This window comes from Actinomycetota bacterium (assembly GCA_005888325.1).
Taxonomy (GTDB): domain Bacteria; phylum Actinomycetota; class Acidimicrobiia; order Acidimicrobiales; family AC-14; genus AC-14.
Genome location: VAWU01000015.1, coordinates 42002 through 67734, shown reverse-complemented (window position 1 = coordinate 67734; position 25733 = coordinate 42002). Strand labels below are relative to the sequence as shown.

The following is a 25733-nucleotide window of genomic DNA, read 5'->3' as shown; positions in this document are numbered from 1 at the left end:
TCCCACGAGATCGTGGCCGGGCGCTACGTCCAGCACCTGACCCTGAACGCCACGTGCCTCGTCACCGTGGTGAGCTTCAAGGCCACCCGGCCGAACTGGCCCAACAACGGTCCCCAGGTGCTCTTCGACCGCTGGCGAGGGACGCTCGGCCCCGGAGCGCACACCGAGAGCGTGGCCCTGCCCGCATGCTTCTTCCAGGCCGACCTCGCCTTCTTCCAGGCCGACCTGGTCGTGAACCACCGGGTCCTCGACACCGCGACCGGAGGGACCGGTCCCTGTGCCACGACCAGCCCGAGGGCTCCGCGCTCGGTGGCGCCTCCGGCCGTACCGACCCCGACCACAACCCCGGCCCCGCCCGTCACCGCCCCCGCGATCGCGCCCGCGACTGTGCGACCGCGACCCGCCGCGCCACAGGTCGCCCCGACCGCAGCGGCGCCGTTGAGCGTCGCGGTCCCGGTCCAACCGTCCACCACACCCACCACCACGCCGGTGGCGGTGCTCGGTCTGGTGCTCACCCCGCCCGCGGGGGCGGCGGTGCCGCTTCCCAAGACCGGCGGCCAGCAGGCGGGGATGGCGGGCGTCGGGCTCATCGGGATCGTCGCCGGCTTCGGCCTGCTCGCCGCGGGTCGCCGGCGCAGGCGCTCGCGTCTCGACGGCCTGCAGGAGTAGTCCGCCCGTGAAAGCCACCGGTGGTGACGAGCCACCGGTGGCGAAGGGCCACTGTCAGCGAGCCGGCCCCGCAGATGGGGCGCCTCAATTGCGCTGTTGCGCGAGTCCGGAGGGTGGACCACATTGCTCAGAACTGGGAGGCGGTCGATGCCGGCGAGAGAAGCGTTGCTGTCCCGCACGTTCGTTCAGCTGGCCGACACGCTCGTCGACGAGTTCGACATCATCGACCTCTTGACGGTCCTCACCGACCGCTGCGTCGAGCTGCTGGGCGCCGCCGCGGCGGGGATCCTGCTCGCCGACCACGAAGGCGGCCTGCACGTGATGGCCGCCTCCAGCGAGCAGGTTCGCCTGCTCGAGCTGTTCCAGCTCCAGAACCACGAGGGACCGTGCCTGGACTGCTTCTCGACCGGCCACGCCGCCGTCAACCAGGACCTGGCGCTGAGCCAGCAGTGGCCACGGTTCGCGCCCATGGCGCTTGCCGCCGGGTTCTGCGCCGTGCACGCGCTGCCGATGCGGCTGCGCGACAACGTCATCGGTGCCCTCAACGTCTTCATGGGCGACCGGCTCGTCGTCACCGACGACGACCTCCTGATCGCGCAGGCGCTGGCCGACGCCTCGACCATCGCCATCCTGCAGGACCAGGCCGTTCGGGAGGCGCAGGTCGTGGCCAACCAGTTGAACGGCGCGTTGACCAGCCGGATCGCCATCGAGCAGGCCAAGGGGATCCTCGCGGAGCGGGCCGAGATCGACATGCAGGAGGCGTTCTCCCGCCTGCGCCGCTACGCCCGCGACCACAACCGCCAGCTGAGCCTGGTGGCGACCGAGTTGATCAACGGGACGCTGCCGGGCGCGGCCATCGCCAACCTCAGCCGCCACGACCAGCGCGAGCTGACGAAGTAGGTTCCGACCGCGGTATGCGGTCGCGCCACCACCTCGTGGTGTATTCTGGCCCACGACGCGGTGATCCCGCGGTGAAAGGACTCTGCTCCGGTCCCCGGCAGGCTCCGTAGCGTTGCCCCGGTCCCTGGTGGCGCGGCGAGATGGCGCTCTACAACGGAGTCCGGACCATGTTCCTCCTGCCCGCCGCACTGGTCGTGGCCCCCCTGGTGGTCGTCGTCGGCGTCGCGCGGTGGCTGCGCCGGCACCTGGAGGACGGGACGCCGCCGCGCTGGGCCCGGCTGCTCGGGGTCGAGCGGCCCGGTCTCATCCGCCTCCTCGCCGTGTTCGACGGCCTCCGCGTCATCTCCCTCGTCGCCATCCCTGCGGTTGCCCTGCTCTTCATCGCCACCGTCGACCTCACCGTCTCGCGCCTGTCGGTCGGGCAGGAGGGGAAGCGAGGATCGCGCTCGAGTCAGGTGCTCGGGCTGCCCCTGACGGGCGGGACGACGACGTTGCCCGACGCCGCGACAGCAGCACCCGTGACGTCGCCCGACAACACGTCGTCGCCCGGCGCGCCGACGCCGACGCGGCCGTGCCGGAACAGCACCGATCCCGGCTGCGGGCCCTTCCGATGGGATCCCCCGCCCGCGCCGAACCAGCCGCTGGTGATTCAGATCGATGACAGCCCGAGCACGCCGCAGGTCGGCGAGCGGGTGACGGTGACCGTGCACGCCGCGGAGGCCGACTCACAGATCGACAGCGTGACCGTGAGCTTCGGCGACGAGGAGGCGGTGACGCTCCCGCCCGCGAGCGTCGTCGCCTGCGACGGGGACTCCCCCGCCGGTCCCTGGACACCACCGGACGCCACGCCCGACCAGACCGTCGCCACGTACGGCCACACCTACTCGCGACCCGGTGACTACACGATCGCGGCCTACGGCGCGAGCGTCGACTTCCTCCATCCGACCTGCCCGCCCAACCCGTACGCGAGCCAGGGCACCGCCACCGCTGCGATCCACGTCGGGTGAGCCCGGCGCGGGACCCCTTCAGCGGGGGGCGACGTAGAGGGCCTGCAGGGCGCGGCCGATCCGACCGCGCTCGTCGTACAGCGCGCTCTCGGCGTAGCCACCCGCACCGGGCTCCAGCCAGGACGCGGCGTCGAGGCCGACCCACACCCCGACGGGCGGGCGGCGGACGTACACGGTCAGGTCGGGGTTGATGAACACGAAGCGCTCGTAGTCGAGGACGCTGCTGATGCCGTTTCCGAAGTCCGCGGCGACGAGCACCCGCTGCAGCGGCGACGGCTCCTCGCCGCCCACCACCGGCACCCGCAGCCGAAACCACATCCTGGCGGGGCCCGGCGTGTCGAACGGCCGTCCGTCGACCAGTCGCAGCTCGAACGCGTCACTGAAGTTCGTCGGCCGTTCCTGCGCGATCAGTTGCCCGGCGGGAGCCGTGGCGCCCGGGTCGGGCAGGCGTCGGTCGGGCCCGTCGATGTCGTCGGGGATGTCGCTCGGGACCGGCAACACGCGTAGCGCGGTGGCGCGCACGAACTCGACGTCGTCCGCCCGCAGCGAGGCGGTCACCAGCTGCACCCGCTTGCCGGGACGGGTCATCGCGGTGGTGACGACGAGGGGTGCGAGGGGAACCGGCCGCAGCAGCTCGAACGTGATGCGGGTGACGGCGAGCCCGAACTCGGGCTGAAAGCGCTCGATGGCTCGGCCGAGGATGGCGGCCGCCGCGCCTCCGTGCTGCGCGCCGGGGTCCCACGGCCCTCGCGCCAGCTCGGTTGGGACGTGGCGCTCGCCGTCGAGATGGAAGACCGCGTCGGTCACGACGGACGTGGAAGCACCCGCAGGCCCAGCTCGCGCAGCTGGGCTTCGTCGACCGGAGTCGGCGCGTTGGTCAGCGGGTCGGCGCCCGATTGCGTCTTCGGGAACGCGATGATCTCGCGGATGTTCTCCTCGCCCGCGAGGAGGGCCGCCAGCCGGTCGATGCCGAACGCGAACCCCGCGTGCGGCGGCGCACCGAAGCGGAATGCGTCGAGCAGGAAGCCGAAACGCGCCTGCGCGTCCTCGGGGCTGATGCCGAGCAGCGCGAAGATCCGCGCCTGGATGTCGGACCGGTGGATCCGGACGCTGCCCGAGCCCAGCTCCCAGCCGTTCAGCACGAGGTCGTACGCCTGCGACCGCACCGCGAGGAGATCGTCGCCGCTCGCGTCGAGGCGGTCGAGATCGTCGGGGTGCGGCATCGTGAACGGGTGGTGGGCCGGCACGGGACGTCCGTCGGCACCGATCGCCTCGAACAACGGGAACTCGGTGACCCAGACGAAGTGCAGGCGGCGCCCGCGGTCGAGCCGCAGCGCGCCGAGCACGCGGTTGACGAGCATGCGATCGCCGTCGGCCACGAGCAGCAGGAGGTCGCCGGCGCCGGCACCCAACGCCACGACGAGCGCCTTCTGCTCGGTCTCGCCGACGAACTTCGCGACCGGCCCGGTGAGCGGAGCCTCGTCGTCGACCTTGAGCCAGACCAGTCCGCTCGCGCCGAGCTGCTTCGCCCGATCGGTCAGCCGATCGAGCGCGGCGCGCCCGAGCTCACCCTGGCCCGGCACGCAGATCCCCTTCACGACCTTGCCCTTGAAGGCATTGAACTCGGTCGCCGCGAACACGTCGGTGACTTCGACCAGCTCGATCCCGAAACGCACGTCGGGCTTGTCGGTGCCGAAGCGCTCCTGGGCTTCGTCCCAGGTCATGCTTGGCACGTCGCCGACCCGCACCCCGGTGGCAGCCTCCGCGGCCGCCAGCACCGCCCGGGTGATGGCCGCGAGCACGTCGTCCTGGTCGGCGAACGCCATCTCCGCGTCGAGCTGCATGAACTCGAACTGCCGATCGGCACGTAGGTCCTCGTCGCGCAGGCAGCGGGCGATCTGGAAGTAGCGGTCGACGCCACCGATCATCAGGAGCTGCTTGAACAGCTGCGGGCTCTGCGGCAGCGCGTAGAACGAGCCGAGCTGGAGACGAGACGGGACGATGAAGTCGCGCGCCCCCTCGGGGGTCGACGCGATGAGCATGGGCGTCTCCACCTCGACGAAGCCCTGCTCCTCCATCGACCGCCGGATGGCGCTGTTGACGGTCGCACGCAGCCGCAGGTTGTGCTGCATGCGCGGCCGCCTCAGGTCGAGGTAACGATGCCGCAGACGCAGGTTCTCGTCGGCGTCGATGCGATCGGAGATCGGGAACGGTGGTGGCTCCGCCCGGCTCAGCACCTCGACGGCGCAGTCGCCGACCTCGACCTCGCCCGTGGGCAGCTCGAGGTTCACCGTGCCCTCGGGTCGAGCGCGGAGCGTGCCGCTGACCCGCACGACGAACTCGGCGCGCAGGTCGTGAGCACCGTCGACGACGCACTGCACCGAGCCGGTGTGGTCGCGTACGTCGACGAACGCCAGGTGCTCGCCGTGCTCGCGCCGACTCGCCACCCAGCCGCACACGACGACCCGCCGGCCCACGTCGGTCGAACGCAGCGCGCCGCAGTAGTCGGTGCGCATCATCGGTCGAGCCGCTTCGTCACGTGCGCGACGACATCGTCGATGGCCACGAGCTCTTCTCCGGCGGACGTGAGCGACTGCACCTTCACCTGCCCGTCGGCCACCTCGTCGGGCCCGGCGATGACCACCAGCTCCGCGCCCGAGCGGTCGGCCTGCTTGAACTGCGCCTTCATCGAGCGTGCGTCGAATGCCCGGTCGGCGCGGATTCCCGCGTCGCGCAGCGCGTGGGTGAGCTCGAGCGCGGTCGCGCCGCCGGCGGTGTCGACCACGAACACATCGACCCTGGCGGCGGGTGCCGGGAACACCCCTTCGGCGTCACACGCGAGCAGGATCCGCTCGACGCCGAGACCGAAGCCGATGCCCGGCGTCGGCGGCGCGCCGAGCGCCTCCGCCAGTCCGTCGTAGCGGCCGCCGCCGCCGATTCCGTTCTGCGCCGCGTCCAGCGCGTCGGCGGCGAACTCGAAGGTCGTGCGCATGTAGTAGTCGAGGCCACGCACCAGCAGGGTGTCGATGGTGTAGGCCACGCCGAGCGCGGCGAGGCCGGCCTCCACCCGTTGGAAGTGCGCTCGGCACGCGTCGCACAGGTAGTCGAGCATCCGGGGCGCGTCCTTCGTGACCCGGGCGCACCCGGGCCGTTTGCAGTCGAGCACGCGCAACGGGTTGACGTCGATCCGGTCGCGGTGCTCGTCGCAGAGCTCGGCCCGATGGGCGGTGAGGTACGCCACCAGGACCTCTCGATACGCGGGCCTGCACTCGGCGTCGCCCAGCGAGTTGAGCCGCAGCGTGACACGCTTCAAGCCGAGGTCGGCGGCGAACAGCCGGGCCGCGAGCGCGATCACCTCGACGTCGACATCGGGGTCGTCGGTGCCGAGGACCTCGACGCCGAGCTGATGATGCTCGCGGTACCGCCCGGCCTGTGGTCGCTCGTAACGAAAGCTCGGGGCGACGTACCAGGCCTTGAACGGCAGCGGCGGACGGTGCTGCGCGTAAGCGCGCACGACGGGCGCGGTGCCTTCGGGACGCAGCGCCATGTGCCGCGCGTCCCTGTCCTCGAACTCGTACATCTCCTTGCGCACCACGTCGGTGGACTCGCCGAGCCGCTGGAACACGCCGACCTCCTCGAACGTCGGGCTCACGACCAGCCCGTAGCCGGCGCGGTCGGCGCGCGCCGCGAACGCGGCGACGAGCGCCTGCCACCGGCCCGACTCAGGCGGGAGGACGTCGTGGGTACCCTTCGGCGTGCGAAACGGGGGCACCCTCGGAGGCTACCGTCGCAACTCCAGATCCTCGGTGAATTGACGATGGAGAGCCGGTGCGGGGTAGCCGGGCGAGACCGACCCCGGGCGCTACCCGATCCCGGACGAGGCGCCGATCGCGAGCGGGGCCCACCGAAGCAGCTCCTCGATGCGAGCGATGGCGGCATCGCAGATGCGCGCCTGTCGCTCCGCGACCGTGCCCGTGCCGTCGTCGTCGGGTGGTCGCGGTGCCCGCCCCGGTCGCGGCGGCGGACGCGGGTCGACGTCGCTGCCGTCGGGCTTGAGCCAGCGCCAGTGTCCCCGGCCCGCCCTCCAGCCGGTAGCCCTCGTGCGTCTTCTGCGCGTGGTGGAACCGACACAGCTTGGCCAGCGCGTCGAGCTTGGTGATACGCGTCGCGCTCCAGGGCTCGACGTGGTCGATCTCGAGCCCCACCCGCACGTGGCACGCGGGCACCACGCACTCGGGGTCGCGCACCTCCAGCGCGCTGCGCTGATGCGCGGTGGGCCGCCGCCCCAAGTGCGCCACCGTTGAGACATCCACCCCGTCGCTCACGACGGCGTCGTCCAGCATCGAGCGCACCACGCTCACCGGCACCGGCCCGCCGCCGGCGACCTCGCAGCGCTCACCCGGTGCTGCCGTTCCTCGCACCAGCGCGGCATGGTCGATCACGACGTGCACGGTGTTACGCGGTCGCGACGAGCCGCACCCGGAGCCGTCGCGCCCGGCTCGCGCCAGAGCGAGCAACGCATCGGCCCGGTAGGCGTCGAAGCCCTCCCGCCGTCCCTCGGCCCGGGCCTCGCGGAACGCCTCGGCCTCGAAGGGCTCGAGCGCCACCAGCACCTCGGCCAGCACCTCGGGGGTGAAGCGCCCGTCGAGGCGCCCCGCGCCGTCGGGGTCGTTCCAATGACGTAACGAGCGCGACGCGTGGATGGCACGGTGGCGCGCCATCTCGTCGGGCGCGGCCGCAGCCTTGACCCGCCGGCACTTGTCCTTCAGGCCGGCCACACCGTCGTTCCGCGCCACGTCCACCAGCTCGGCTCCGGCGCCTGGGTCGGGTCCGGCGGCCGAGGCGATCTCGTTGGCCTGCACCGAGGAGAGCTCCCCCGCCCGCATCGCCGCGTCCACCGCCGGCAGCTCCGGCAATCGGGCCGCGGTCTCGAGCGTCGACATCGCGCTGCCGATGGATGTGCCGCTGCGCCGCGCCAGCCAGTGGGCCGCGGAGCGCTCGCCCACACCTCGCCAGAGGTTGGATTCGGCCACCCTTCGGGCCGCGAGTGCTTTGCCCGCGGCGCCCAGCTTCTCGATGGTTGCGAAGGTGTCGACCAGACCCACCGCCGCCTCGGCAGGCAGCGTCTCGGGCTCGAGGGCAGCCACGAACTCGCGCAACTCCGCTTCCATGTCGCACAGACCCACGACGAACTCCGACGTCCGGGGCTACAGCTCACGGGGAAGCGAACGTATGTTCGATGGTACCAGGCCCCAGCGACAAGAACAACGTCTTGTCCGGTGGGTCCTCTGACCGCGCGTGGAGCCCGCTTACGGCCCTCCGAACGTCGGGAACGGCCACACGCCGTTCGTGACCTTCACCGCGTAGAAGCCGTCGTTGCCGTCCGAGTACCAGATCTGGCCTCGCTGCGAGTCGAACGCGGGCGCGCTCATCGCATAGTTGCTCCCGGGACCACCCTGCGGAGCCGGATGGACAGGGGCGTTGAAGTAGGCGAGCTCCCTCGGGTGATAAGGGTCGCGAATGTCGAAGACGCGGAGGCCCGAGAGGATGAACGAGCAGGCGACGATGCCGGGGTCGGCGCGTCGGGGCACCGCGCAGTAGTGGCCGGCATAGCCCTGAAGCGAGTTGTTCGCGCCCGGATCGTTGATCGTCGCGGCCCGCCCCGACGGCGTGTTCACCTCGAGCCTGATGTTCGAGATGACCCGCGGGTGCGACTCGTCGGCGATGTCGATGATGCGGGCCGCGCCGACCTTGGCGTTCACGTCGGAGGAGGGAAGCGGTCCCCCGGTCGTCGCGAACTCGTCGATCTCGACCAGGTAACGATGGCCGTTGATCTTCACGGGGATGGGAACCTGCGGAAGGCTCACCGTGTGCCACGTCAGGTGGCTGATCGTGCGGACCTGCGGGTTCGGCACGCGACGCTGGATCTCGTTCACGTCGAGGATCGTCAGTCCCGGGCTTTCGCCGTTGTAGCCGAGGGCGGCGTAGTACAACGAGTTGCCGTTCCTACCGATGTTGAGGCCGTGCACGTAGATGCCGGTCTTGATCCACAGGGGCACCGGTGCGGCGGGATTCGACACGTCGATCGCGGTGAGAGTGCCACCCCCCGCCGCGCTCACCCAGAAGGTCCTGCCGTCGGGCGAGAACGCGCCCTCGTGACCGAACGCACCGATCGGAAGGCTCGACTGCAACGCCGGATGCCGGCAGTCGTCGGCCACGCTGTAGATGTCGACGACGCCCGGGTATGTGAAGGGGTTGCCGAGATCTGCCGCGAGCAGACCACGGGGAACGTTGAGGCTCAACGACTCGTGGGGGGACTGCATCGCCGGCGTCACCAACTCGGCTGTCTGCACCGGGTGTGCGGGATCGGTCATGTCCAGCACGAAGACACCCGTCTTGTGCGTGCTGCCGATCAACGCGTTGGTCGGGAACAGGAGGGTGGAGTCGTAGAACGCGCACACATGGCCGCTCTTGTCGGCATACCGCTGCACTCGGAACCCGCCAGCCGTGCTCTCGTGGCTGACGACCGCGGTGTTGCACGTGTATCCCCTCGCCGCGCGGCCACTGGCGACGTCGTCCGCACTCACGCGCCCCTGCATGCCCGTCTCGGGATCCGAGCCGGGACCGCATTGCGCACGAGGGACGGCACTGATCGTCGCCGCGCTCGCGCCGACCATCGTCCGAGCGGTGATAGGGACTGCGACGCCGAGCAGCAGCGAGAACGCGGCGATGGCCACGAACTTCGGACGAGGTGACCCCTTCATGCGCGACCCCCAGATGTTCCAGGTGAGCGGATGGCGAGTCTAATGGCGGTCGTTCCTCGGTCGCCATCGCGCACGCGCGATGAGCGTCCCCCGCCCTCTGGGAAGGGGGACGCTCACGCTCGGTGCGACCGGTGCTCAGAAGTCGCAGCCGGTGACCGTGCCGTAGCTCGTGTCGTAGGCATCCACCGCGCAGTGGTCGAAACCCGCGTAGCCGGACACGTAATCGGCGTTCACGGGTGACGGCGAGCTGTCGACCGCGTTGAGGTCGTCGTTGCCGACGTTGCCCGAGAAGTAGTCGTCGCCGCTCCCGTCCGCCAGCAGGTCATCGCCGGCATAGGCGAAGTGCCAGTCGTTGCCGAGGCCACCGAAGAGGAAATCGTTCCCGGCGCTGCCCCCGAGCACGTCGTTGCCCGCGTCGCCGTGGAGCTCGTCGCGGCCCCAGCTGCGGCTGTGGTCGTTGCCGTCGCCGCCCTCGACCCGGTCGTTGCCGTCACCGCCCCAGAGAACGTCGTTCTCGCCGGCGCCGTACAGCTTGTCGTTGCCGGAGGACCCGTAGAGCTTGTCGTTGCCGGGCCCGCCGCCGATCTTGTCGTCGCCGTAGGACCCGTAGATCGTGTCGGCACCGGCGTCGCCGCAGATGATGTCGTTGCCGTCGCGGCCGTAGATGAGATCGTCGCCGCCGAGGCCCGAGATGACGTCGGGCCCGAAGGACCCCAGCAGCTTGTCGTTTCCCGGTGTCCCCAGGATGGTCACCTTCGCGCCGTAGCAATAGGCGGTTGCCGCGTCCGCGGAACCGACGAGCGAGACCGTCGCTGCTCCCACGACCATCGCCGCGGCTGCGACCCGGGCCACTCTCCGTCGGACGCTGCGCGTGATCTTGTTCAGCTCCATCGTGCTCACCTCCGGGTGTCGAGGCATGTCACTCATGCCTTCCCGGAGATCATCCGGCGACGGGAGCTCGGGACCTATCGCTCCGACGGCTATGAATCGCGCTCCACGGGGAAGGCCCGCCTTACCGTTTGGTCACCCCCAGGACCGGACCGAGGTGGTGCCGACCCCGTGGTGGTGGTGGTGGTGCCGGGACTCGCCGAGGCGCTGCCGTGACTGCTCAGCCTCGACCGAGAAGACGGCTGCTACGGCTCAGCGCCTCTGACCGGGGAGCAGCCGGTAGGCGTCGAACACGGAGTCGACCTTCTTCACCGTGGTCAGCAGCGACTCGAGGTGCGACGGGTCGGCGAGCTCGAAGTCGAACCGCAGGCGGGCGACGCGGTCGGAGCCGGTGTGTGACGACGACGCCAGGATGTTGACGTGGTGGTCGGAGAGCACAGTCGACACGTCGCGCAGGAGCTTCGACCGGTCGAGGGCCTCGACCTCGATCGACGCCACGAACACGCCCGCGCTCTCGCGATCCCACTCCACCTCGATGAGACGATCGCCCTTCTCGGTCGAGAGCGAGGCGGCGTTGGCGCAGTCGGAGCGGTGGACAGACACCCCGCGACCGATGGTGATGAAGCCGATGATCTCGTCGCCCGGCACCGGGGTGCAGCAGCGGGCCAGGCGCACCATCACGTCGTCGAGGCCCTCCACGTGCACGCCCACCGCTTGCCGGCGGCTGCGGCTGGGCTTGCGCGGCTGGTTGACGGTCGAGGGGAGCTGCTCCTCGTGATCGCCACCGCGGAGCTCGCGCGCGATGCGTTGCGCGACGGCGCGCGCCGACACGTGCCCGTCGCCGATCGCCGCGTGCAGGGCGTCGAGGTCGACGTAGTTCATGACCTCGGCGACGTTCAACAACACCGGCGACGAGCCGAGCTTCTGCACCGGCAGGCCTTCGCGCCGCATGGCCTTGTGCAGGTCGTCGCGACCGTTCTCGATCGCGTCCTCGCGGCGCTCGCGCGAGAACCATTGCCGGATCTTGTTGCGCGCCCGCGGACTCGCCACGAGCTTGAGCCAGTCGCGCGACGGGCCCGCGTGCTCCACCTTCGAGGTGAAGATCTCGACGGTGTCGCCCGACGACAGGTGCGACTCGAGGGGCACGAGGCGGCCGTTCACGCGCGCCCCGATGCAGCGGTGGCCGACCTCGGTGTGGATGGAGTAGGCGAAGTCGATCGGTGAGGACTTGACCGGGAGGGTGATGACGTCGCCCTTCGGGGTGAAGACGAAGACCTCGTCCTGGTCGAGGTCGATCTTCAGCGTCTCCATGAACTCGGCCGGGTCGGAGGTCTCCGACTGCCAGTCGACGATGCGCTGCAGCCAGGCGACGTCGTCGTTGGGCGAGTGCTCCTTGTAGCCCCAGTGGGCGGCGATGCCGAACTCGGCGCGGTGGTGCATCTCGCGCGTGCGGATCTGCACCTCGAGCGGCTTGCCCTGCGGCCCGACCACCGTCGTGTGGAGCGACTGGTAGAGGTTGAACTTCGGCATCGCGATGTAGTCCTTGAACCGACCCTGCACCGGTAGCCACGTGGCGTGGATCGACCCGAGCGCGGCGTAGCAGTCCTTCACGCTCTCGACGAGCACGCGAATGCCGACGAGATCGAAGATGTCGTCGAACTCCCTGCCCTTCACGACCATCTTCTCGTAGATGCTCCAGTAGTGCTTCGGACGACCCGTGACGTCAGCCGAGATGCGCAGCTCCCCGAGCCGCTCCTTGACCTCCTCGAGCACCTGGGCGAGGTAGATGTCGCGCTCGGGCGAGCGGGTGGCGACCATCTGCTCGATCTCCGCGTAGCGCTTCGGGTGCAGGGTCGCGAACGCCAGGTCCTCCAGCTGCCACTTCATGTCCTGGATGCCGAGGCGGTGGGCCAGCGGCGCGTACACGTCGAGCGTCTCCTGCGCGGTGCGCCGCTGCTTCCACTCCGGCATCGCCGCGATCGTGCGCATGTTGTGGAGCCGGTCGGCCAGCTTGATGAGCAGGACGCGGATGTCCTTGGCCATCGCCACGAGCATCTTCCGCATGCTCGCCGCCTGCTGGGCCTCCTTGGAGTCGAAGTGCACCCGGTCGAGCTTGGTGACACCGTCGACGATCGACGAGACCTCGGGCCCGAACTCGGTGGTGATGCGCTCGATGACGACGCCGGTGTCCTCGACCGCGTCGTGCAGCAGCGCCGCTGCCAGCGTGATGTCGTCGAGGCCCAGGTCGGCCAGGATGAGGGCCACCGCCAGCGGGTGCTGGATGTAGGGGTCGCCCGACTTGCGCACCTGGCCCTCGTGGGCCTCGCGGGCCACCGCGTGGGCCCGGGTGATCAGCGCGGTCTGGGCGCGTGGGTGGCGGCTCCGGTAGCTGTCGAGGACCCGGCCCAGCTCGACCGGCGCGGCCGGCTGGCGCCGCCAGGGAAGCACGCGGTCGACGGTTGCCACCTGGCGCCTACTCGTAGTTCACCAGGGAGATGATGTCGACGCCCTCGAGCTTGCTCCGGCCCTCGAGGAACCCCAGCTCGATGATCGACCCGGAGCCCACGACCGACGCGCCCAGCTTCCGCACGAGGCGGATCGATGCGGCGGCGGTGCCGCCGGTGGCCAGGACGTCGTCGATCACCAGAGTCTGCTCGCCGGGACCCAGCGCGTCGCGGTGGATCTCGAGGAGGTCGGTGCCGTACTCGAGCTCGTACTCCTCCTTCTCGATCTGCCACGGCAGCTTGCCCGCCTTGCGGACGGGCACGAAGCCGGCGCCGAACCGGTACGCGACCGGCGCGGCCAGGATGAAGCCCCGGGCCTCCACCCCCAGGACCTTGTCGACCGTGCGCCCCGCGAAGTGGTCGGCGATCGCGTCGACCGTGAAGCGAAACGCGTCGACGTCGGCCAGCAGGGGCGTGATGTCCTTGAACACGACGCCCGGTCGCGGGAAGTCGGGGATGTCGCGGATGTGGTTCTTCAGCCAGGATGATTCCGGGGCCACGCGCTCCAAGGTACTTGCTTCCGGCGGGGTCCCTTCGGACGACCGAGCCACCTCAGCGGCGCTTGCCCTTCTTGCGCGGCCGCGGCGGCGGACGGTTGACCTGCCGCGCCGCGGGCGCGGGTCGGGGCCGGCCCGACGTCGGCGCGCGCGCGCCGACCCGTTCACCGTCACCCCGGTCGCTCGCAGCCGGAGTTGCGCCCGCGATGGCCGCCGCGGCTGCGGGGGTGAGGGGAGGCCCGGTGGCGACCGCTCCCCTGGTGGCATGACGCTGGCGGATGGCGGCGTAGCGGGGCTCGCGCTCCTTGAGAAGGGCGAGGATCGGCGAGGCCACGAAGATCGACGAGTAGGCGCCGGTGAGGAGGCCGATCAGCAGGGCCAGGCCGAAGTCCTTCAGGGTCGTCGCGCCCAGGACGAACGCCCCGATCACCAGGACCGAGAGAATGGGCATGATCGCCACGAGCGAGGTGTTGATCGAGCGCATCATCACCTGGTTCATGGACAGGTTGACGGTCTCCGCGTAGGTCATGCGCCCCGACGCCGACAGCCCCTTGGTGTTCTCCTCGACCTTGTCGAACACGACGATCGTGTCGTACAGCGAGTAACCGAGGATGGTGAGGAAGGCGACGACGGTGGCCGGCGTCACCTCGAAACGCGAAAGCGAGTAGACGCCGACCGTCACCAGGATGTCGTGCACCACCGCGGCCAGCGCGGCCGCCGCCATCTTCCACTCGAAGCGCAACGAGATGTAGATGGTGATGACGATGAAGAACACGATGAGGGCGGTGCGCGCCTTGTTGGCGACGCTGCGGCCGAACGACGGGCCCACGTCGTTGACGTTCACGTCGTTCGGGCTCACTCCGGCCAGCTTGGCCAGCCGTCGACTGACCGTCTGCTGCTCGGCGGCGATCTCCGCGTCGGTGCCGGTGAAGCGGCGCACCTCCACCCGCAGTGTCTTTCCGGACGACGATTCGGCGAGCTGGATCTTGGCTTCCCCGAGACCGGTGCCCGCGAGCGAGCTGCGGGCCGCGTCGACGAGATCCTTCTTGACCGGCACCTCCCAGACCGTGCCGCCCTTGAAGTCGATGCCGAGGTGCAGGCCTTGCAGCACCAGAGAAGCGATGCCGACGACGATCACCGCGCCCGAGATCATGAACCACAGCTTCCAACGACCGACGAAGTCGTACGACGTCTCGCCGTGGTACAGCCGGTGCCAGATGCTGGACTTGCCCGATTCGCTCATCTCGACGGACCCTGCCGCCGCATCGCGGACGTCATGCAACCTCCTCGGCCGGCTGCACGGCCAGGCCGCGGGCGACGCCCACCCAACGGGCTTCGGTGAACAGGCGGCTGCGCCCGAGGAGGATCACCATCGGGCGGGTGAAGAAGTAGGCGATGACCACGTCGAGCAACGTCGAGAGCCCGAGGAAGAACGCGAAGCCGCGCACCGGTCCGACGGTGAGCAGATAGAGGAGCATGGCGCCGATGAACGACGACGTGTCGGCCGCGAGGATCGTGCGGTAGGCGCGACTGAAGCCTCGATCGACCGACGAGCGCACGGTCTTGCCCGCGCGGACCTCGTCTTTGAGCCGCTCGAAGTAGACGATGTACGAGTCCACGGTGACGCCGACCGACACGATGATCCCGGTGGTCCCCGCCAGCGTCAGCGCGAGCCCGCTCGACTGTCCGAGATACGTGACGATCGAGTACATGAGCGCGGCCGAGACGCCCAAGCCCAGCCACACCACGAGGCCGAGCGCCCGGTAGTAGGCGAGCATGTAGAGCGCCACGAGCGCGAGACCGATGGCACCGGCGGCCAGGCCGGCCGAGAGCGAGTCCTTGCCGAGCGTGGCCGACACGGTCTGCACCGACTGACGCTCGAGCTGCACGGGCAGCGAGCCGTAGCGCAGCACGAGCGCGAGATCCTTGGCCTCGCCCTGGGTGAAGTCGCCCGTGATCTGCCCGCGGCCGTTGAACTTGGCCTGCTGGATGGTGGGGGCGGACTTCACGACTCCGTCGAGGTCGATCGCGACCTGTCGACCCACGTACTTGGCCGCCAGCGCGTCGAATGCGGTCGATCCCTTGCCGGTCAGCGTGAACTCGACCAGCCACTGACCGTTGGCATCGAGGTTCGCACGCGCCGAGCTGATCGCGCGACCGGTGAGCTCGGAGGGGCCCAGCTGCAGCCGCTGAGTCACATTGCCGTGGCGGTCCTTCATGGGCAGCACGACGGTGGCCCCGGGCTTGTCGTCCTCCCGCGGCGTGGTCTTGGTGCTCACGTCGTTGGCAGGCGCGGTGGTGGTGGTCGCCGGTGCGGTGGTCGTCGCACCCGCGACCGTCGTGGTCGTGGCCCGCGGCGCGGTGGTGGTGGTGACCGGCGTCTTGTCACTGGCCGGCAGCGCCTGGATGACGGGACGGAAGAAGAGCTGCGCGGTCGTACCGACCAGCTGCAGCGCCCGGTCCTTGTTCTTCACGCCGGGCAGCTGGACGACGATCGAGTTGCCCTGCCGGCTGATGTCGGGTTCGGCCACGCCGATGGCGTCGACGCGACTGCGGATGATCTCGATCGACTGGTCGAGCACACCGGAGTCGACCTTGTTCTTCGGCGCGAGCACCACCGACGCGCCACCCTGCAGGTCGAGCCCGAGTTGGGGTGAGTTGCCCGCCACGAGGGTCGCCAGCAGCGCTCCCACGGCAACGGCGAGGACAACGACGAGCGACACGAGCTGGGAGCGGCGCATCAGCGCACGTCCCCCGGCACTACGACGCGTCCTGCACGGGCCCCGCCTCGGGTCGCTCGTCCGCCTCGTCGGCGTCGTCGGCGTCGTCGTCGTCGGCGGCGTCGTCGTCGGCCGTGTTCACCGGGCCCACGATCCCTCCGATGGCGCGCTTGGCCACCTTCAGGGCGAGCCCGGGTGCGACCTCGAGCTGGGCGGTTTCGTCGTCGAGCGAGGTGATCGTGCCGAAGATGCCGCTGGTCGTGACCACCTCGTCACCGACCTCGATGCTCGCGACGAGCGCCTGGTGCTGACGCAGACGACGTTGCTGCTGGCGCATGAGCAGGACCAGGACGATGACCGGAAGAAGGAAGAGAAGAATGCCCATGAGGGGTGAAAAGGCTGTGCTTCGAGAAAACGCGTTTCGAGACGGACCTGAGGTTAGCGCGAGGGCTCTCTTGCCCCGATGACACCCCTCATTGCCCCGATGACACCCCGGTCGGTGAGCTTTGCGTCACGCGGCCGGAGCCCAGGTCGCGAGCACGGCCGCCCGCCGGGCGCCGAACGTGCCGTCGAGCACGCTGCCGCGCAGCGAAGCCACGAACGCGAACGTCCATGCCAGGTTGTGGATGGTCAGGAGGCGGCCCGCGCCCGGCTCCCCCACCTGGTGCAGATGGCGCAGGTAGCTGCGCGACCAGCGCGCGCACACCGGACACGTACAGGTCGGGTCGAGGGGCCGATCGTCACGAAGGTACGCGGCGTTGCGCAGGTGGAGGCGTCCCTCGGCGGTCAGCACGGTTCCATGGCGGGCCAGCCGGGTCGGGAGCACACAGTCGAAGAGGTCGACGCCCAGGCCGACCGCCTCCACCAGTCCCGCCGGGTCGCCGACCCCCATGAGGTAGCGGGGTCGCTCGGTCGGGAGCTCGGCGACGGCGGCCGCCAGCGCATCGAGCATGGCCGCGCGCGACTCGCCGACCGAGAGCCCGCCGACGGCGTAGCCGTCGAACCCGACCTCGATCGTGCGGCGCGCGCTGTCCGCCCGGAGCAGCTCGTCGGTGCCGCCCTGCACGATGCCGAATAGCGCCTGGCCCTCGCGTCTGTGCACCCGCCGGGAGCGGGCGGCCCACGCCGCGGTGCGGTCCACGGCCCGGCGGACGACGTCGGCGGGGGCCGGCAGCGCCGGGCACACGTCGAGCACCATGGCGATGTCGGCCCCCAGCGCCTCCTGGGCGGCGACCGCGGACTCGGGTGTGAGGCGATGGGCGGACCCGTCGTAGGTGGAGCGGAACGTGACGCCGTCGTCGTCGACCGCCGGGGACAGCGAGAACACTTGGTAGCCGCCGGAATCGGTGAGGATGTGACCGGGCCAGCCCGTGAAGTCGTGGAGCCCGCCGGCCGCGGCCACCACGTCGACGCCCGGTCGCAGCATCAGGTGGTACGTGTTCGCCAGCACCACCTGCGCACCGAGATCCTCGAGGTCGACCGCCGACACGGTGCGCACCGCACCCCGCGTGCCGACGGGCATGAAGCACGGCGTCGTGAACGTGCCTCGAGCCGTCGTCGCACGGCCCGCTCGCGCCGTCCCGTCGAGTCCGTCGAGCTCGAAGGCGAGGGTCATTGTTCGGCGGGACGCCGACCAACGATGCGTTCGGCGGGACGCCGACCAACGAGCATCGCGTCCCCGAAGGAGAGGAACCGGTAGCCGTCGTCGAGCGCGCGTGCGTAGAGGTCTCGCCAACGGGCGCCGATGAACGCGTCGAGCAGCACGAGCAACGTCGAGCGGGGAACGTGGAAGTTCGTCAGGAGCACGTCGACGACCCGGAACTCGAACGGATGGCGGATGAAGAGGTCGGTGCGCCCTTCGAGGTCGCCCCGCGCCGCCGATTCCAACGCGCGCACCGTGCTTGTGCCGACCGCGATCACCCGCTGGGCGCGCCCGCACGCCTCCATCGTCGCCGCCGGCACGGAGTAGCGCTCGGTGTGCATGACGTGCGCGTCGAGGTCGTCGACCGCGAGCGGCTTGAACGTGTCGAGGCCCACCGCGAGGTCGACCCGCGCGATCTCGGCTCCCGCGGCCCGGCAGCGGTCGAGCAACGCGGACGTCAGATGGAGCCCGGCCGTCGGCGCCGCGACCGAGCCCGACCGCCGCGCGTACACGGTCTGATAACGCTCCGGGTCCATCAGTGTCGCGTGGATGTACGGCGGCAGCGGCACGACGCCGTGCTCCGCGATCGAGCCCTGCACCTCGACCCGCCGGCGCCCGCCGTCGATCCGTTCACCGATCACCACCGCGAGGCCGGGGCCCTCGACGCGCGTGCCCGGGGGCAGCCGGCGACCGGGTCGCACGAGCGCGGTCCACGTGCGCGGCTCGTCGTCGGGTTCGAGCAGGAGCACCTCGACGGCCCCTCCGGTGGCTCGGCGCAGCCGCAGCCGGGCAGGCAGGACGCGCGTGTCGTTGAGCACGAGGAGGTCGCCCGGACCGAGCAGCTCGGCGAGGTCGGCGACCTGCAAGTGCGCGGCCGCACCGCCGGCCTCGAGCGACACCAACAGGCGCGCCGCGTCGCGCGGTTCGGCCGGCACCTGGGCGATTGCCGCCGCGGGCAGGTCATAGTCGAACGCGTCCGGCCCCACGGTGCTGGAGCGTAGATTCAGTCGAACAGCGCTGGCAGCCGCTCGGGCGGGGGAAGGCCGAGATGGGCGAACGCGGCGAGCGTGGCCACTCGGCCTCGCGGGGTGCGCTTGAGCAGGCCGAGCTGCAGGAGGTAGGGCTCGTACACGTCTTCCACCGTGTCGGTTTCTTCGCCGACGCTGATCGCGAGGGTGGACAGGCCCACCGGGCCACCCCCGAACCGGTGGCAGATCGCACCGAGGATCGACCGGTCGACCTTGTCGAGCCCCTGCTCGTCGACCTCGAACAACGTCAACGCTTCGCGCGCGACCGCCCGGGTGACCACGCCGTCGCTGCGCACCTCGGCGAAGTCGCGCACGCGGCGCAGGAGCCGGTTGGCGATCCGCGGGGTGCCCCGCGCCCGCCGCGCCACCTCGTCGGCGCCCTCCGGCTCGAGCCGCACGTCGAGGATCCGCGCCGCGCGCTCGACGATGAGCTCGAGCTCGTCCGGCGCGTAAAAGTCGAGACGGGCCACGAACCCGAACCGGTCGCGCAGCGGGCTGGTGATGAGCCCGGTGCGCGTCGTCGCGCCGACGAGCGTGAAGTGCGGCAGGTCGAGGCGCAACGAGCGGGCGGCCGGCCCCTTGCCGATCACGATGTCGAGCTGGAAGTCCTCCATGGCCGGGTACAGGACCTCCTCCACCACCCGGCTCAGACGGTGGATCTCGTCGATGAAGAGGACCTCACCCTCGTCGAGGTTGGTCAGGAGCGCGGCCAGGTCGCCGGCGCGCTCGATCGCGGGCCCCGACGTCACCCGGAGGCTCACGCCCAGCTCGGCCGCGACGATGCCGGCCATCGTGGTCTTGCCGAGGCCCGGCGGTCCGGCGAAGAGGAGGTGGTCGACGGGTTGCTGTCGTCGCCTCGCCGCTTCCAGCAGGATCTCGAGGTGCTCCTTCAGCGCGGCCTGACCCACGAACTCGTGGAGGCGCCGCGGCCGGAGCGTGACCTCCTCGACCGCGTCGCCGGGCTCCGCCGCGGTCACGAGCAGCTCGTTGCGACTCACCGTTGCACCGTCCTCGTGCCTCGGCCGCTGCACCGCTCTGCCACATGGGAGCTGCGGTCCTCCGCTTCGCTTCGGTCCTCGCTCATCGGTGCACCGTCCTCGTGCCTCGGCCGCTGCACCGCTCTGCCACATGGGAGCTGCGGTCCTCCGCTTCGCTTCGGTCCTCGCTCATCGCTCGACCGCGAGGAGCTTGAGCGCCTCTCGCAACATCGGCTCGACCTCGCCGTCGGCCGGCAGGCGCCGGAGCACGGCGCCGACCTCGTCGGGCTCGTAGCCGAGGCCGGCCAGCGCGGCCCGCAGCTCGGAGCGGGCCGAGGCACCGTCGGCCCCGCCCTCGAACGCCACCAGGTCGAGCTCGGGCAGGTCGAGCCGGGACTTGAGCTCGATCAGCAGTCGCGCCGCGGTCTTCTTGCCGACACCGGGCACCAGCGTGAGCGCGTCGAGGTCGCCGTCGAGCAGGCAGCGCCGGAGCGTCATCGGCGTGTGGACGGAGAGAATTGCGAGCGCCAGCGCCGGGCCGACGCCGTGGGCTCCGATGAGCGCCTCGAAGCAGTCGCGCTCGGGCCGGGCGGTGAAGCCGTAGAGCGTGACCGCGTCATCGCGCACGTGGTGGTGCACCCAGAAGAAGACCGGAGCCCCCACGTCGCCCAACCCGGCGAGCGTCCCCGGGGCCACCGTGACGCGGTAACCCACGCCGCCCACCTCGACGAGCGCCTCCCCTGCCGCCGACCGGTCGAGCACCGTGCCGCGGAGCGAGCCGATCACCGCGCCACCCCCGAGCCGGACGCGGCTCGGATGCGCGCCTGGAGGGGCGCCATCGCCAGATGGCACAGCGCGAGCGCGAGCGCGTCGGCGACATCGGCCGGCTCGGGCTTGGCGGGCAACCTCAGCTGGGCCTGCACCATGCGCTGCATCTGCTCCTTCGGCGCGGCGCCGTAGCCGGCGACGGCCTGCTTCACCTCGTTCGGCGTGTACTGCACGACCTGCGCGCCGGCGGCGCTCGCGGCCGCCAGCACCAGCCCGCTCGCCTGACCCACCGACATCGCGGTGCGGGCGTTGGCCTGGAAGAACAGGCGCTCGACCGCGACCGCGTCGGGCCGCAGCTCGGCGAGAAGGCGGCGCAGCTCGGCATCGAGGGCCGCCAGCCGGCTGGGCAGCTCGTCGGGCGCCGGCGTGGTGACGACACCCATCGCGACCACGGACAGCTCCCCCCTGCCCCTGCCCCTCCCGTTCAGTGAACCGATTGAGCCCGGCCCGTCACTGGAGATGCCGTCACTCGAGATGCAGCCGTAGCCGCAGCGCGACACACCCGGATCGACGCCCAGTACGAACATGCGTTCGCAACGCTAGCGGACGCCGGCCGGCGCGACGCGGACCCCGCGGCCCGCTCAGGCGGGGACGAGCGCCTCGCGTGTCGCGTTCAGCACGCTCTCGCTCGACGGGTAGGCGTAGCCGAGCGTGCGGCGAGCATGGCGCACGATGCCACCGCCGTCGACGACCACCACCGCCCGCCGGTAGAAGCCCAGGGGGCCGACGATGCCGTAGGCCCGCCCCACGGCCCGGTCGGGATCCGCGAGCAACGGAAATGCGATGCCGACCCGACGGGCGAAGTCCTCGTGGCTCGCGACGTCCTGCGGGCTGATGGCGAGCAGGGTGGCGCCGAGCTCGCGGAAGGCCCCGATGTCGAGCGAGTAGTCGGGCAGCTGGATCGAGCACACGGGGGAACCGTCGGCCGGGTAGAACGCGAGCACGACCGGCGCGCCCCGGTGCTCCGCGAGCGTGTAGCGCCTGCCGCCGGTGCCCTCCAGGCTGAAGTCGGGAGCCGCCTCCCCTACCGCGATCACGCTTCCACCGCCTCGAGCACGGCGTCGGGGATGTCGAAGTTGGCGTAGACGCCCTGCACGTCGTCGTGCTCCTCGAGCGCGTCGATGAGGCGCAGCACCTTGCGCGCGTCGCTCTCCGTCTGGAGCGGAACGACGTTGGACGGCACCATCGTGACCTCGGCGGAGTCGAACGCGAGGCCCGCGTCGTCGAGCGCCTGACGGAGCCGCGCCAGGTCGCCGGGCGCGCAGGTGAGCTCGAACGTGTCGCCCTGGTCGCGGAGGTCCTCCGCGCCGGCGTCGAGCGCGACGAGCATCACGTCGTCCTCGGACGCCCGCTTGCCCATGATCACGACGCCCTTCCGCTCGAACTGCCACGCGACCGCGCCGGGCTCGGCCACCGAGCCGCCGTTCTTGGTGAAGAGGTTCCGCACCTCGGCGCCGGTCCGGTTGCGATTGTCGCTGAGGCACTCGACGTAGACCGCGACGCCACACGGTGCGTAGCCCTCGTACGACATGGGCTCGTAGCGCACGCCTTCGAGCTCGCCGGTGCCGCGCTTGATGGCCCGCTCGATGGTGTCGGTCGGCACCGACGCGTCGCGCGCCTTCTGGAACATGGTGCGCAACGTCGCGTTCGACTCGATGTCGCCCCCGCCCTCGCGTGCTGCCACCTCGACCTGGCGGATGAGCTTGGCGAACAGCTTGCCCCGCGCCTTGTCGGCCGCGCCCTTCTTGTGCTTGATCGTCGCCCACTTCGAATGGCCCGACATCTCACACACCCTCCATGAAGAGCTGATGGAGCCGCAAGTCACCGGCGAGCTCCGGGTGAAACGATGCCACCATGATCGGGCCCGACCGGCACAGCACCGGGTGGCCGTCGACCTCCGCCAGCACCTCGACGTCGTCGCCGACCCGCTCGACGTACGGCGCACGGATGAAGACCGCGGGGTAGGTGCCACCGGCCATCCCCGCGATGTCGAGGTCGACCTCGAACGAGTCGACCTGGCTCCCGAAGGCGTTGCGGCGCACGGCCAGCTCGATGGCGCCGAAGCTGCGCTGGTCGGGCCGCCCGTCGAGCACCTCGCTCGCGAGCAGGATCATCCCCGCGCATGTCCCCAACGCGGGCATCCCGGCGTCGAGGCGCTCGGCCACCGGCCCGAAGAGACCGGAGAAGTCGAGCAGCTTGGCGATGGTGGTCGACTCGCCGCCGGGCAGGACGAGCGCGTCGACGGCCGTGAGGTCCTCCGGCACGCGCACCTCGACCGCGTGCGCGCCGAGCTCAGCGAGCGCCTGGACGTGCTCTCTGACGTCGCCCTGGAGCGCGAGCACGCCGATCTTGCCGCCGACTGTGCCCCTGACTGCGCCCGTCACCTGGCGGCCTCCGCCGCGCGCCCACGTCTACCAGCCCCGCTCGGAGAGCTTGATCTCGACCTTGTCGGCCTCGGTGCCGCGCATGGGCTCGCCCAGGCCCCGACTGACCTTGGCGACAATGTGCGCGTCGGTGTGGTGGGCGGTGGCCTCGACGATGGCCTTGGCGCGCGGCGCGGGATCTGCGCTCTTGAAGATGCCCGACCCGACGAACACGGCCTCGGCTCCCAACTGCATGACGAGCGCGGCGTCGGCCGGCGTGGCGATGCCGCCCGCGCAGAAGAGCGGCACCGGGAGCCTGCCGGTCTCGGCCAGCTCCTGCACCAGGCCGATCGGGGCGCGCAGCTCCTTGGCCCACGCGAACACCTCGGCCGAGTCCGCCTGCGTGAGCTTGCGGATGTCGCCGAGGATCGACCGCAGGTGGCGCACCGCTTCCTTCACGTCGCCCGTGCCCGCTTCGCCCTTCGACCGAATCAGCGCCGCGCCCTCGGACAGGCGCCGCAGGGCTTCGCCGAGGTTGGTGGCGCCGCAGACGAACGGCACCGTGAACGCCCACTTGTCGATGTGGTGCGCCTCGTCGGCGGGCGTGAGCACTTCGCTCTCGTCCACGTAGTCGACGCCGAGCGCCTCGAGCACCTGCGCCTCGGCGAAGTGGCCGATGCGCGCCTTGGCCATCACCGGGATCGTCACGGCCGCTTTGATGCCCTCGACCATGGCCGGGTCGCTCATGCGCGCCACGCCGCCGTCGCGACGGATGTCGGCGGGAACCCGCTCGAGCGCCATCACCGCGACTGCGCCCGCGTCCTCCGCGATGACGGCCTGCTCGGGCGTGACGACGTCCATGATGACGCCCCCACGGAGCATCTCGGCCAGGCCCCGCTTGACGCGATCGGTTCCGGTGGTGCGGCTGGGCTCGGGCATGTCGCACATTGTATTGGGGAGGACGGCCTACCCCACCGCTCTTTGTCGGCTACCGCGTCACGGCTGCGGTTCCGGCCGGTGCAAGCAGCACCCACGTGCGTCCCGGCAACAACGCGACCGGCGAGCCGGCCGCGTCGGTGAACGCCGTCATCGCCTCCGGCGACGCCTTCGACCACTTCCCCATGACGACCTTGCCGCCGGCGAGCACCCAGGCGTCGCCGGTACCGACCACGTTGGCAACCGACACGGGGTTGTGGAGCACATCGAAGTCGCCGGGGCTGGTCCGGTACGTCACGAACTGCACTATCACGTTCGTCGACGTCAGCTGCGCGCCACCTTCGAGCAGGTGCGGCGTGCCGTTCGTGGTGCGCTTCCAGTTGCCTGCGGCCGGGTCCCAGTCGTAATCGGCCTTCGTGAGCCCCATGGGCACCGTGAGGTGCACGGCCGGAGGCGCGGTGGGCGCGAACGGCTGGCCCGAGGAAAGGAAGGTGAACAGGGGCGGCGGGGGCTTCAGATTCTTCTGAGCCGCGCTGTAGAGGCGTGCGGTCGACGAGTAGACGTTGTGTGGAGCCCTCTTGCCCGGGCGCTTCTCGTAGAGCTTCGGCAGGTTGTCGTAGCCGATGTCCTGCAGCGGTGTGGCGTGCAGCAGGCCGATGAACTTCTTGGTGCCGCCCGAGTACGCGAACAACCCGCCGAACGGTCGCACCACGTCGGGGTCGGTCGGGCGCAGCGAGCGAATGGGCCCGACCAGATCGGAGTCGGTGGACTGGAAGACGACGAGGAACCGCGTGAGACCGCCCTCGACCTGCTCCTCGTACACCACGTCGGCCGAGTTGAGCCCCGCCTGCGGGCGCGCCTCCGGCGCGTTCTCGATCTTCACGGTCAGCGCCGGGCGCGCGGCCGTGGCGGCGTTGGTCACGGGCAGACCGGTCAACGGGTACTGCGCGGGCACGGTGGTCGTGGTCGGCGGTGGCTTCGGCCGGGCGCGCGCGACGTCCTTCTTCTTGCTGCCACCACAGGCTCCCGCGACCAGCACGAGGGCGACGACGGCGGCGATGGGGCGACGCACGGTATGGCTCAGAGCTCCTTGAGCGCCTGGATGCGCTCTTCGAGTGGCGGGTGGGTCTCGAACAGGCGGTTCAGCCGCGACAGGCGGCCTTCCTCCCTGGTGCGGGCGAGCGGTGACTCGATCCAGAGGTGGGCCGTCGCCCGCGACGACGACTCCACGACGGTGGTGTCGTCCTTCAGCTTCTCGAGCGCGGCGATCAGCCCGGGCGGGTAGCGGGTCATCGCCACGCCGCTTATATCGGCGAGCGCCTCGCGTCGACGGCTCACCGCGAACTGCATGAGCCGCGCCGCGAGCGGCGCCAACAGCAGGAGCACGATCCCGACGAGCGCGAGGATGGCCTGCGGGCCGCCACCGCCGTCGCGTTCGCGGTCGCGCGAACGTGGGCCGCCCCACCACAAGAACCGCAGGGAGAAGTCCGCCATGACCACGATCACCCCGACGAGGGTCACCGCGAGCGTCGACACGAGGATGTCGTAGTTCTTCACGTGGCTCAGCTCGTGGGCGAGCACGCCCTCGAGCTCCACCCGGTTCATCTTCTCGAGCAGCCCGGTGGTGACCGCGACCGCGGCATGACGGGGGTCGCGGCCCGTTGCGAACGCGTTCGGCGCAGGGTCGTTGATCACGTAGACGCGTGGCTTCGGCAGGCCGCCGGCGATGCAGAGCCCCTCGACCAGGTTGTGCAGACGCGCGTACTCGACCGGATCCGCCGGCTTGGCGTGACTCATCGCCAACGCGACGGCGTCGGACTTCCAGTAGGCGCCGAACGTGCCGATCACGACGACGACGAGCGCGATGACGAGACCGGCCACGCCGTAGCCCAGCAGCACGTCGATCGCCCAGGCGACCGCCAGCACCAGGACGACGAAGGCGGCGATGAGCAGCGCCGATCGGCGCTTGTTCGCAGCTATCTGCTCGTACAGAAGAAGGTTCCCGGCTGC

Annotated in this window: 25 protein-coding genes; 3 read left to right on the top strand and 22 right to left on the bottom strand. The window is 70.7% G+C overall.

Translation table 11 applies throughout. From position 1 onward, the window contains the following. The first annotated feature begins 12 nt into the window (after window positions 1-12). The 3 genes from E6G06_03660 to E6G06_03650 all read left to right on the top strand — a co-directional run bounded on the left by E6G06_03660 (window position 13) and on the right by E6G06_03650 (window position 2576). Window positions 13-669, top strand: coding sequence for an LPXTG cell wall anchor domain-containing protein (locus tag E6G06_03660; GenBank protein TML93153.1), 657 nt, complete (start codon window positions 13-15; stop codon window positions 667-669). A 147-nt stretch (window positions 670-816) separates the two neighbouring features. Then, window positions 817-1569 carry a GAF and ANTAR domain-containing protein gene (locus tag E6G06_03655; GenBank protein TML93152.1) on the top strand — a complete coding sequence of 251 codons (753 nt, stop codon included), beginning with the start codon at window positions 817-819 and terminating at the stop codon, window positions 1567-1569. A 140-nt stretch (window positions 1570-1709) separates the two neighbouring features. Further along, entirely contained in the window at window positions 1710-2576 is an 867-nt protein-coding gene (locus E6G06_03650; protein TML93151.1) for a hypothetical protein, read from the top strand. 18 nt (window positions 2577-2594) lie between these two features. Here the strand turns inward: E6G06_03650 and E6G06_03645 are convergent, their stop codons facing one another. The 22 genes from E6G06_03645 to E6G06_03540 all read right to left on the bottom strand — a co-directional run bounded on the left by E6G06_03645 (window position 2595) and on the right by E6G06_03540 (window position 25715). Beyond that, the gene (locus E6G06_03645) at window positions 2595-3383 is read right to left on the bottom strand and encodes a thioesterase family protein (protein ID TML93150.1); all 789 of its coding nucleotides are present in this window, start codon (window positions 3381-3383) and stop codon (window positions 2595-2597) included. Next, complete coding sequence (gene aspS / locus E6G06_03640; protein ID TML93159.1) at window positions 3380-5092, bottom strand: aspartate--tRNA ligase; 1713 nt, start codon at window positions 5090-5092, stop codon at window positions 3380-3382. Before aspS ends, E6G06_03645 begins: the two co-directional genes overlap by 4 nt. Next, the gene (locus tag E6G06_03635) at window positions 5092-6348 is read right to left on the bottom strand and encodes a histidine--tRNA ligase (GenBank protein ID TML93149.1); all 1257 of its coding nucleotides are present in this window, start codon (window positions 6346-6348) and stop codon (window positions 5092-5094) included. The genes aspS and E6G06_03635 overlap by 1 nt, the downstream gene beginning before the upstream one ends. Then, window positions 6299-7762, bottom strand: a complete 1464-nt coding sequence (locus tag E6G06_03630) for a DUF222 domain-containing protein (protein ID TML93148.1) — start codon at window positions 7760-7762, stop codon at window positions 6299-6301. Before E6G06_03630 ends, E6G06_03635 begins: the two co-directional genes overlap by 50 nt. A 123-nt stretch (window positions 7763-7885) precedes the next feature. Further along, the gene (locus tag E6G06_03625; GenBank protein TML93147.1) at window positions 7886-9340 is read right to left on the bottom strand and encodes a hypothetical protein; all 1455 of its coding nucleotides are present in this window, start codon (window positions 9338-9340) and stop codon (window positions 7886-7888) included. Window positions 9341-9475: 135 nt separating this feature from the next. Further along, entirely contained in the window at window positions 9476-10267 is a 792-nt protein-coding gene (locus tag E6G06_03620) for a calcium-binding protein (protein TML93146.1), read from the bottom strand. 213 nt (window positions 10268-10480) lie between these two features. Then, window positions 10481-12694: a bifunctional (p)ppGpp synthetase/guanosine-3',5'-bis(diphosphate) 3'-pyrophosphohydrolase gene (locus E6G06_03615; GenBank protein ID TML93145.1), complete on the bottom strand. Its 2214-nt coding sequence runs from the start codon at window positions 12692-12694 to the stop codon at window positions 10481-10483. 7 nt (window positions 12695-12701) lie between these two features. Beyond that, window positions 12702-13232, bottom strand: coding sequence for an adenine phosphoribosyltransferase (locus E6G06_03610; protein TML93144.1), 531 nt, complete (start codon window positions 13230-13232; stop codon window positions 12702-12704). A 52-nt stretch (window positions 13233-13284) separates the two neighbouring features. Next, complete coding sequence (gene secF / locus E6G06_03605; GenBank protein ID TML93143.1) at window positions 13285-14472, bottom strand: protein translocase subunit SecF; 1188 nt, start codon at window positions 14470-14472, stop codon at window positions 13285-13287. A 31-nt stretch (window positions 14473-14503) separates the two neighbouring features. Further along, window positions 14504-15970: a protein translocase subunit SecD gene (gene secD / locus E6G06_03600; GenBank protein TML93142.1), complete on the bottom strand. Its 1467-nt coding sequence runs from the start codon at window positions 15968-15970 to the stop codon at window positions 14504-14506. Window positions 15971-15989: 19 nt separating this feature from the next. Continuing rightward, entirely contained in the window at window positions 15990-16334 is a 345-nt protein-coding gene (gene yajC / locus E6G06_03595; GenBank protein TML93141.1) for a preprotein translocase subunit YajC, read from the bottom strand. 126 nt (window positions 16335-16460) lie between these two features. Beyond that, window positions 16461-17564 carry a tRNA guanosine(34) transglycosylase Tgt gene (gene tgt / locus E6G06_03590; protein TML93140.1) on the bottom strand — a complete coding sequence of 368 codons (1104 nt, stop codon included), beginning with the start codon at window positions 17562-17564 and terminating at the stop codon, window positions 16461-16463. Continuing rightward, a complete protein-coding gene (gene queA / locus E6G06_03585; GenBank protein TML93139.1) occupies window positions 17561-18577 on the bottom strand; it encodes a tRNA preQ1(34) S-adenosylmethionine ribosyltransferase-isomerase QueA in 1017 nt (338 codons plus the stop codon). Before queA ends, tgt begins: the two co-directional genes overlap by 4 nt. 17 nt (window positions 18578-18594) lie before the next feature. After that, complete coding sequence (gene ruvB / locus E6G06_03580; protein ID TML93138.1) at window positions 18595-19749, bottom strand: Holliday junction branch migration DNA helicase RuvB; 1155 nt, start codon at window positions 19747-19749, stop codon at window positions 18595-18597. A gap of 36 nt (window positions 19750-19785) precedes the next feature. Further along, window positions 19786-20448: a Holliday junction branch migration protein RuvA gene (gene ruvA / locus E6G06_03575; GenBank protein ID TML93137.1), complete on the bottom strand. Its 663-nt coding sequence runs from the start codon at window positions 20446-20448 to the stop codon at window positions 19786-19788. Then, window positions 20379-20951 carry a crossover junction endodeoxyribonuclease RuvC gene (ruvC, locus tag E6G06_03570; GenBank protein TML93136.1) on the bottom strand — a complete coding sequence of 191 codons (573 nt, stop codon included), beginning with the start codon at window positions 20949-20951 and terminating at the stop codon, window positions 20379-20381. The genes ruvA and ruvC overlap by 70 nt, the downstream gene beginning before the upstream one ends. Before the next feature lie 54 nt (window positions 20952-21005). Next, complete coding sequence (locus tag E6G06_03565; GenBank protein ID TML93135.1) at window positions 21006-21461, bottom strand: redoxin domain-containing protein; 456 nt, start codon at window positions 21459-21461, stop codon at window positions 21006-21008. Then, window positions 21458-22207: a YebC/PmpR family DNA-binding transcriptional regulator gene (locus E6G06_03560; GenBank protein ID TML93134.1), complete on the bottom strand. Its 750-nt coding sequence runs from the start codon at window positions 22205-22207 to the stop codon at window positions 21458-21460. Before E6G06_03560 ends, E6G06_03565 begins: the two co-directional genes overlap by 4 nt. A gap of 1 nt (window position 22208) precedes the next feature. Next, window positions 22209-22772, bottom strand: coding sequence for a pyridoxal 5'-phosphate synthase glutaminase subunit PdxT (gene pdxT, locus E6G06_03555; protein TML93158.1), 564 nt, complete (start codon window positions 22770-22772; stop codon window positions 22209-22211). Between the two features lie 63 nt (window positions 22773-22835). Further along, window positions 22836-23726: a pyridoxal 5'-phosphate synthase lyase subunit PdxS gene (gene pdxS / locus E6G06_03550; protein TML93133.1), complete on the bottom strand. Its 891-nt coding sequence runs from the start codon at window positions 23724-23726 to the stop codon at window positions 22836-22838. Window positions 23727-23775: 49 nt separating this feature from the next. Then, window positions 23776-25188, bottom strand: a complete 1413-nt coding sequence (locus tag E6G06_03545) for a DUF3048 domain-containing protein (GenBank protein TML93132.1) — start codon at window positions 25186-25188, stop codon at window positions 23776-23778. Then, window positions 24804-25715 (bottom strand): zinc metalloprotease HtpX, encoded by a 912-nt coding sequence (locus tag E6G06_03540; GenBank protein TML93131.1) that lies wholly within the window; start codon window positions 25713-25715, stop codon window positions 24804-24806. The genes E6G06_03545 and E6G06_03540 overlap by 385 nt, the downstream gene beginning before the upstream one ends. Window positions 25716-25733 lie beyond the last annotated feature (18 nt).

Excerpts from the sequence above, each read along its gene's own strand:
- E6G06_03655 (TML93152.1), top strand. The coding sequence starts at position 817 with ATGCCGGCGAGAGAAGCGTTGCTGTCCCGCACGTTCGTTCAGCTGGCC.
- E6G06_03650 (TML93151.1), top strand. The coding sequence starts at position 1,710 with ATGGCGCTCTACAACGGAGTCCGGACCATGTTCCTCCTGCCCGCCGCA.
- aspS (TML93159.1), bottom strand. The coding sequence starts at position 5,092 with ATGCGCACCGACTACTGCGGCGCGCTGCGTTCGACCGACGTGGGCCGG.
- E6G06_03625 (TML93147.1), bottom strand. The coding sequence starts at position 9,340 with ATGAAGGGGTCACCTCGTCCGAAGTTCGTGGCCATCGCCGCGTTCTCG.
- E6G06_03620 (TML93146.1), bottom strand. The coding sequence starts at position 10,267 with ATGAGTGACATGCCTCGACACCCGGAGGTGAGCACGATGGAGCTGAAC.
- secF (TML93143.1), bottom strand. The coding sequence starts at position 14,472 with ATGAGCGAATCGGGCAAGTCCAGCATCTGGCACCGGCTGTACCACGGC.
- secD (TML93142.1), bottom strand. The coding sequence starts at position 15,970 with ATGCGCCGCTCCCAGCTCGTGTCGCTCGTCGTTGTCCTCGCCGTTGCC.
- yajC (TML93141.1), bottom strand. The coding sequence starts at position 16,334 with ATGGGCATTCTTCTCTTCCTTCTTCCGGTCATCGTCCTGGTCCTGCTC.
- tgt (TML93140.1), bottom strand. The coding sequence starts at position 17,564 with ATGACCCTCGCCTTCGAGCTCGACGGACTCGACGGGACGGCGCGAGCG.
- ruvB (TML93138.1), bottom strand. The coding sequence starts at position 19,749 with ATGTGGCAGAGCGGTGCAGCGGCCGAGGCACGAGGACGGTGCACCGAT.
- ruvC (TML93136.1), bottom strand. The coding sequence starts at position 20,951 with ATGTTCGTACTGGGCGTCGATCCGGGTGTGTCGCGCTGCGGCTACGGC.
- E6G06_03560 (TML93134.1), bottom strand. The coding sequence starts at position 22,207 with ATGTCGGGCCATTCGAAGTGGGCGACGATCAAGCACAAGAAGGGCGCG.
- pdxS (TML93133.1), bottom strand. The coding sequence starts at position 23,726 with ATGCCCGAGCCCAGCCGCACCACCGGAACCGATCGCGTCAAGCGGGGC.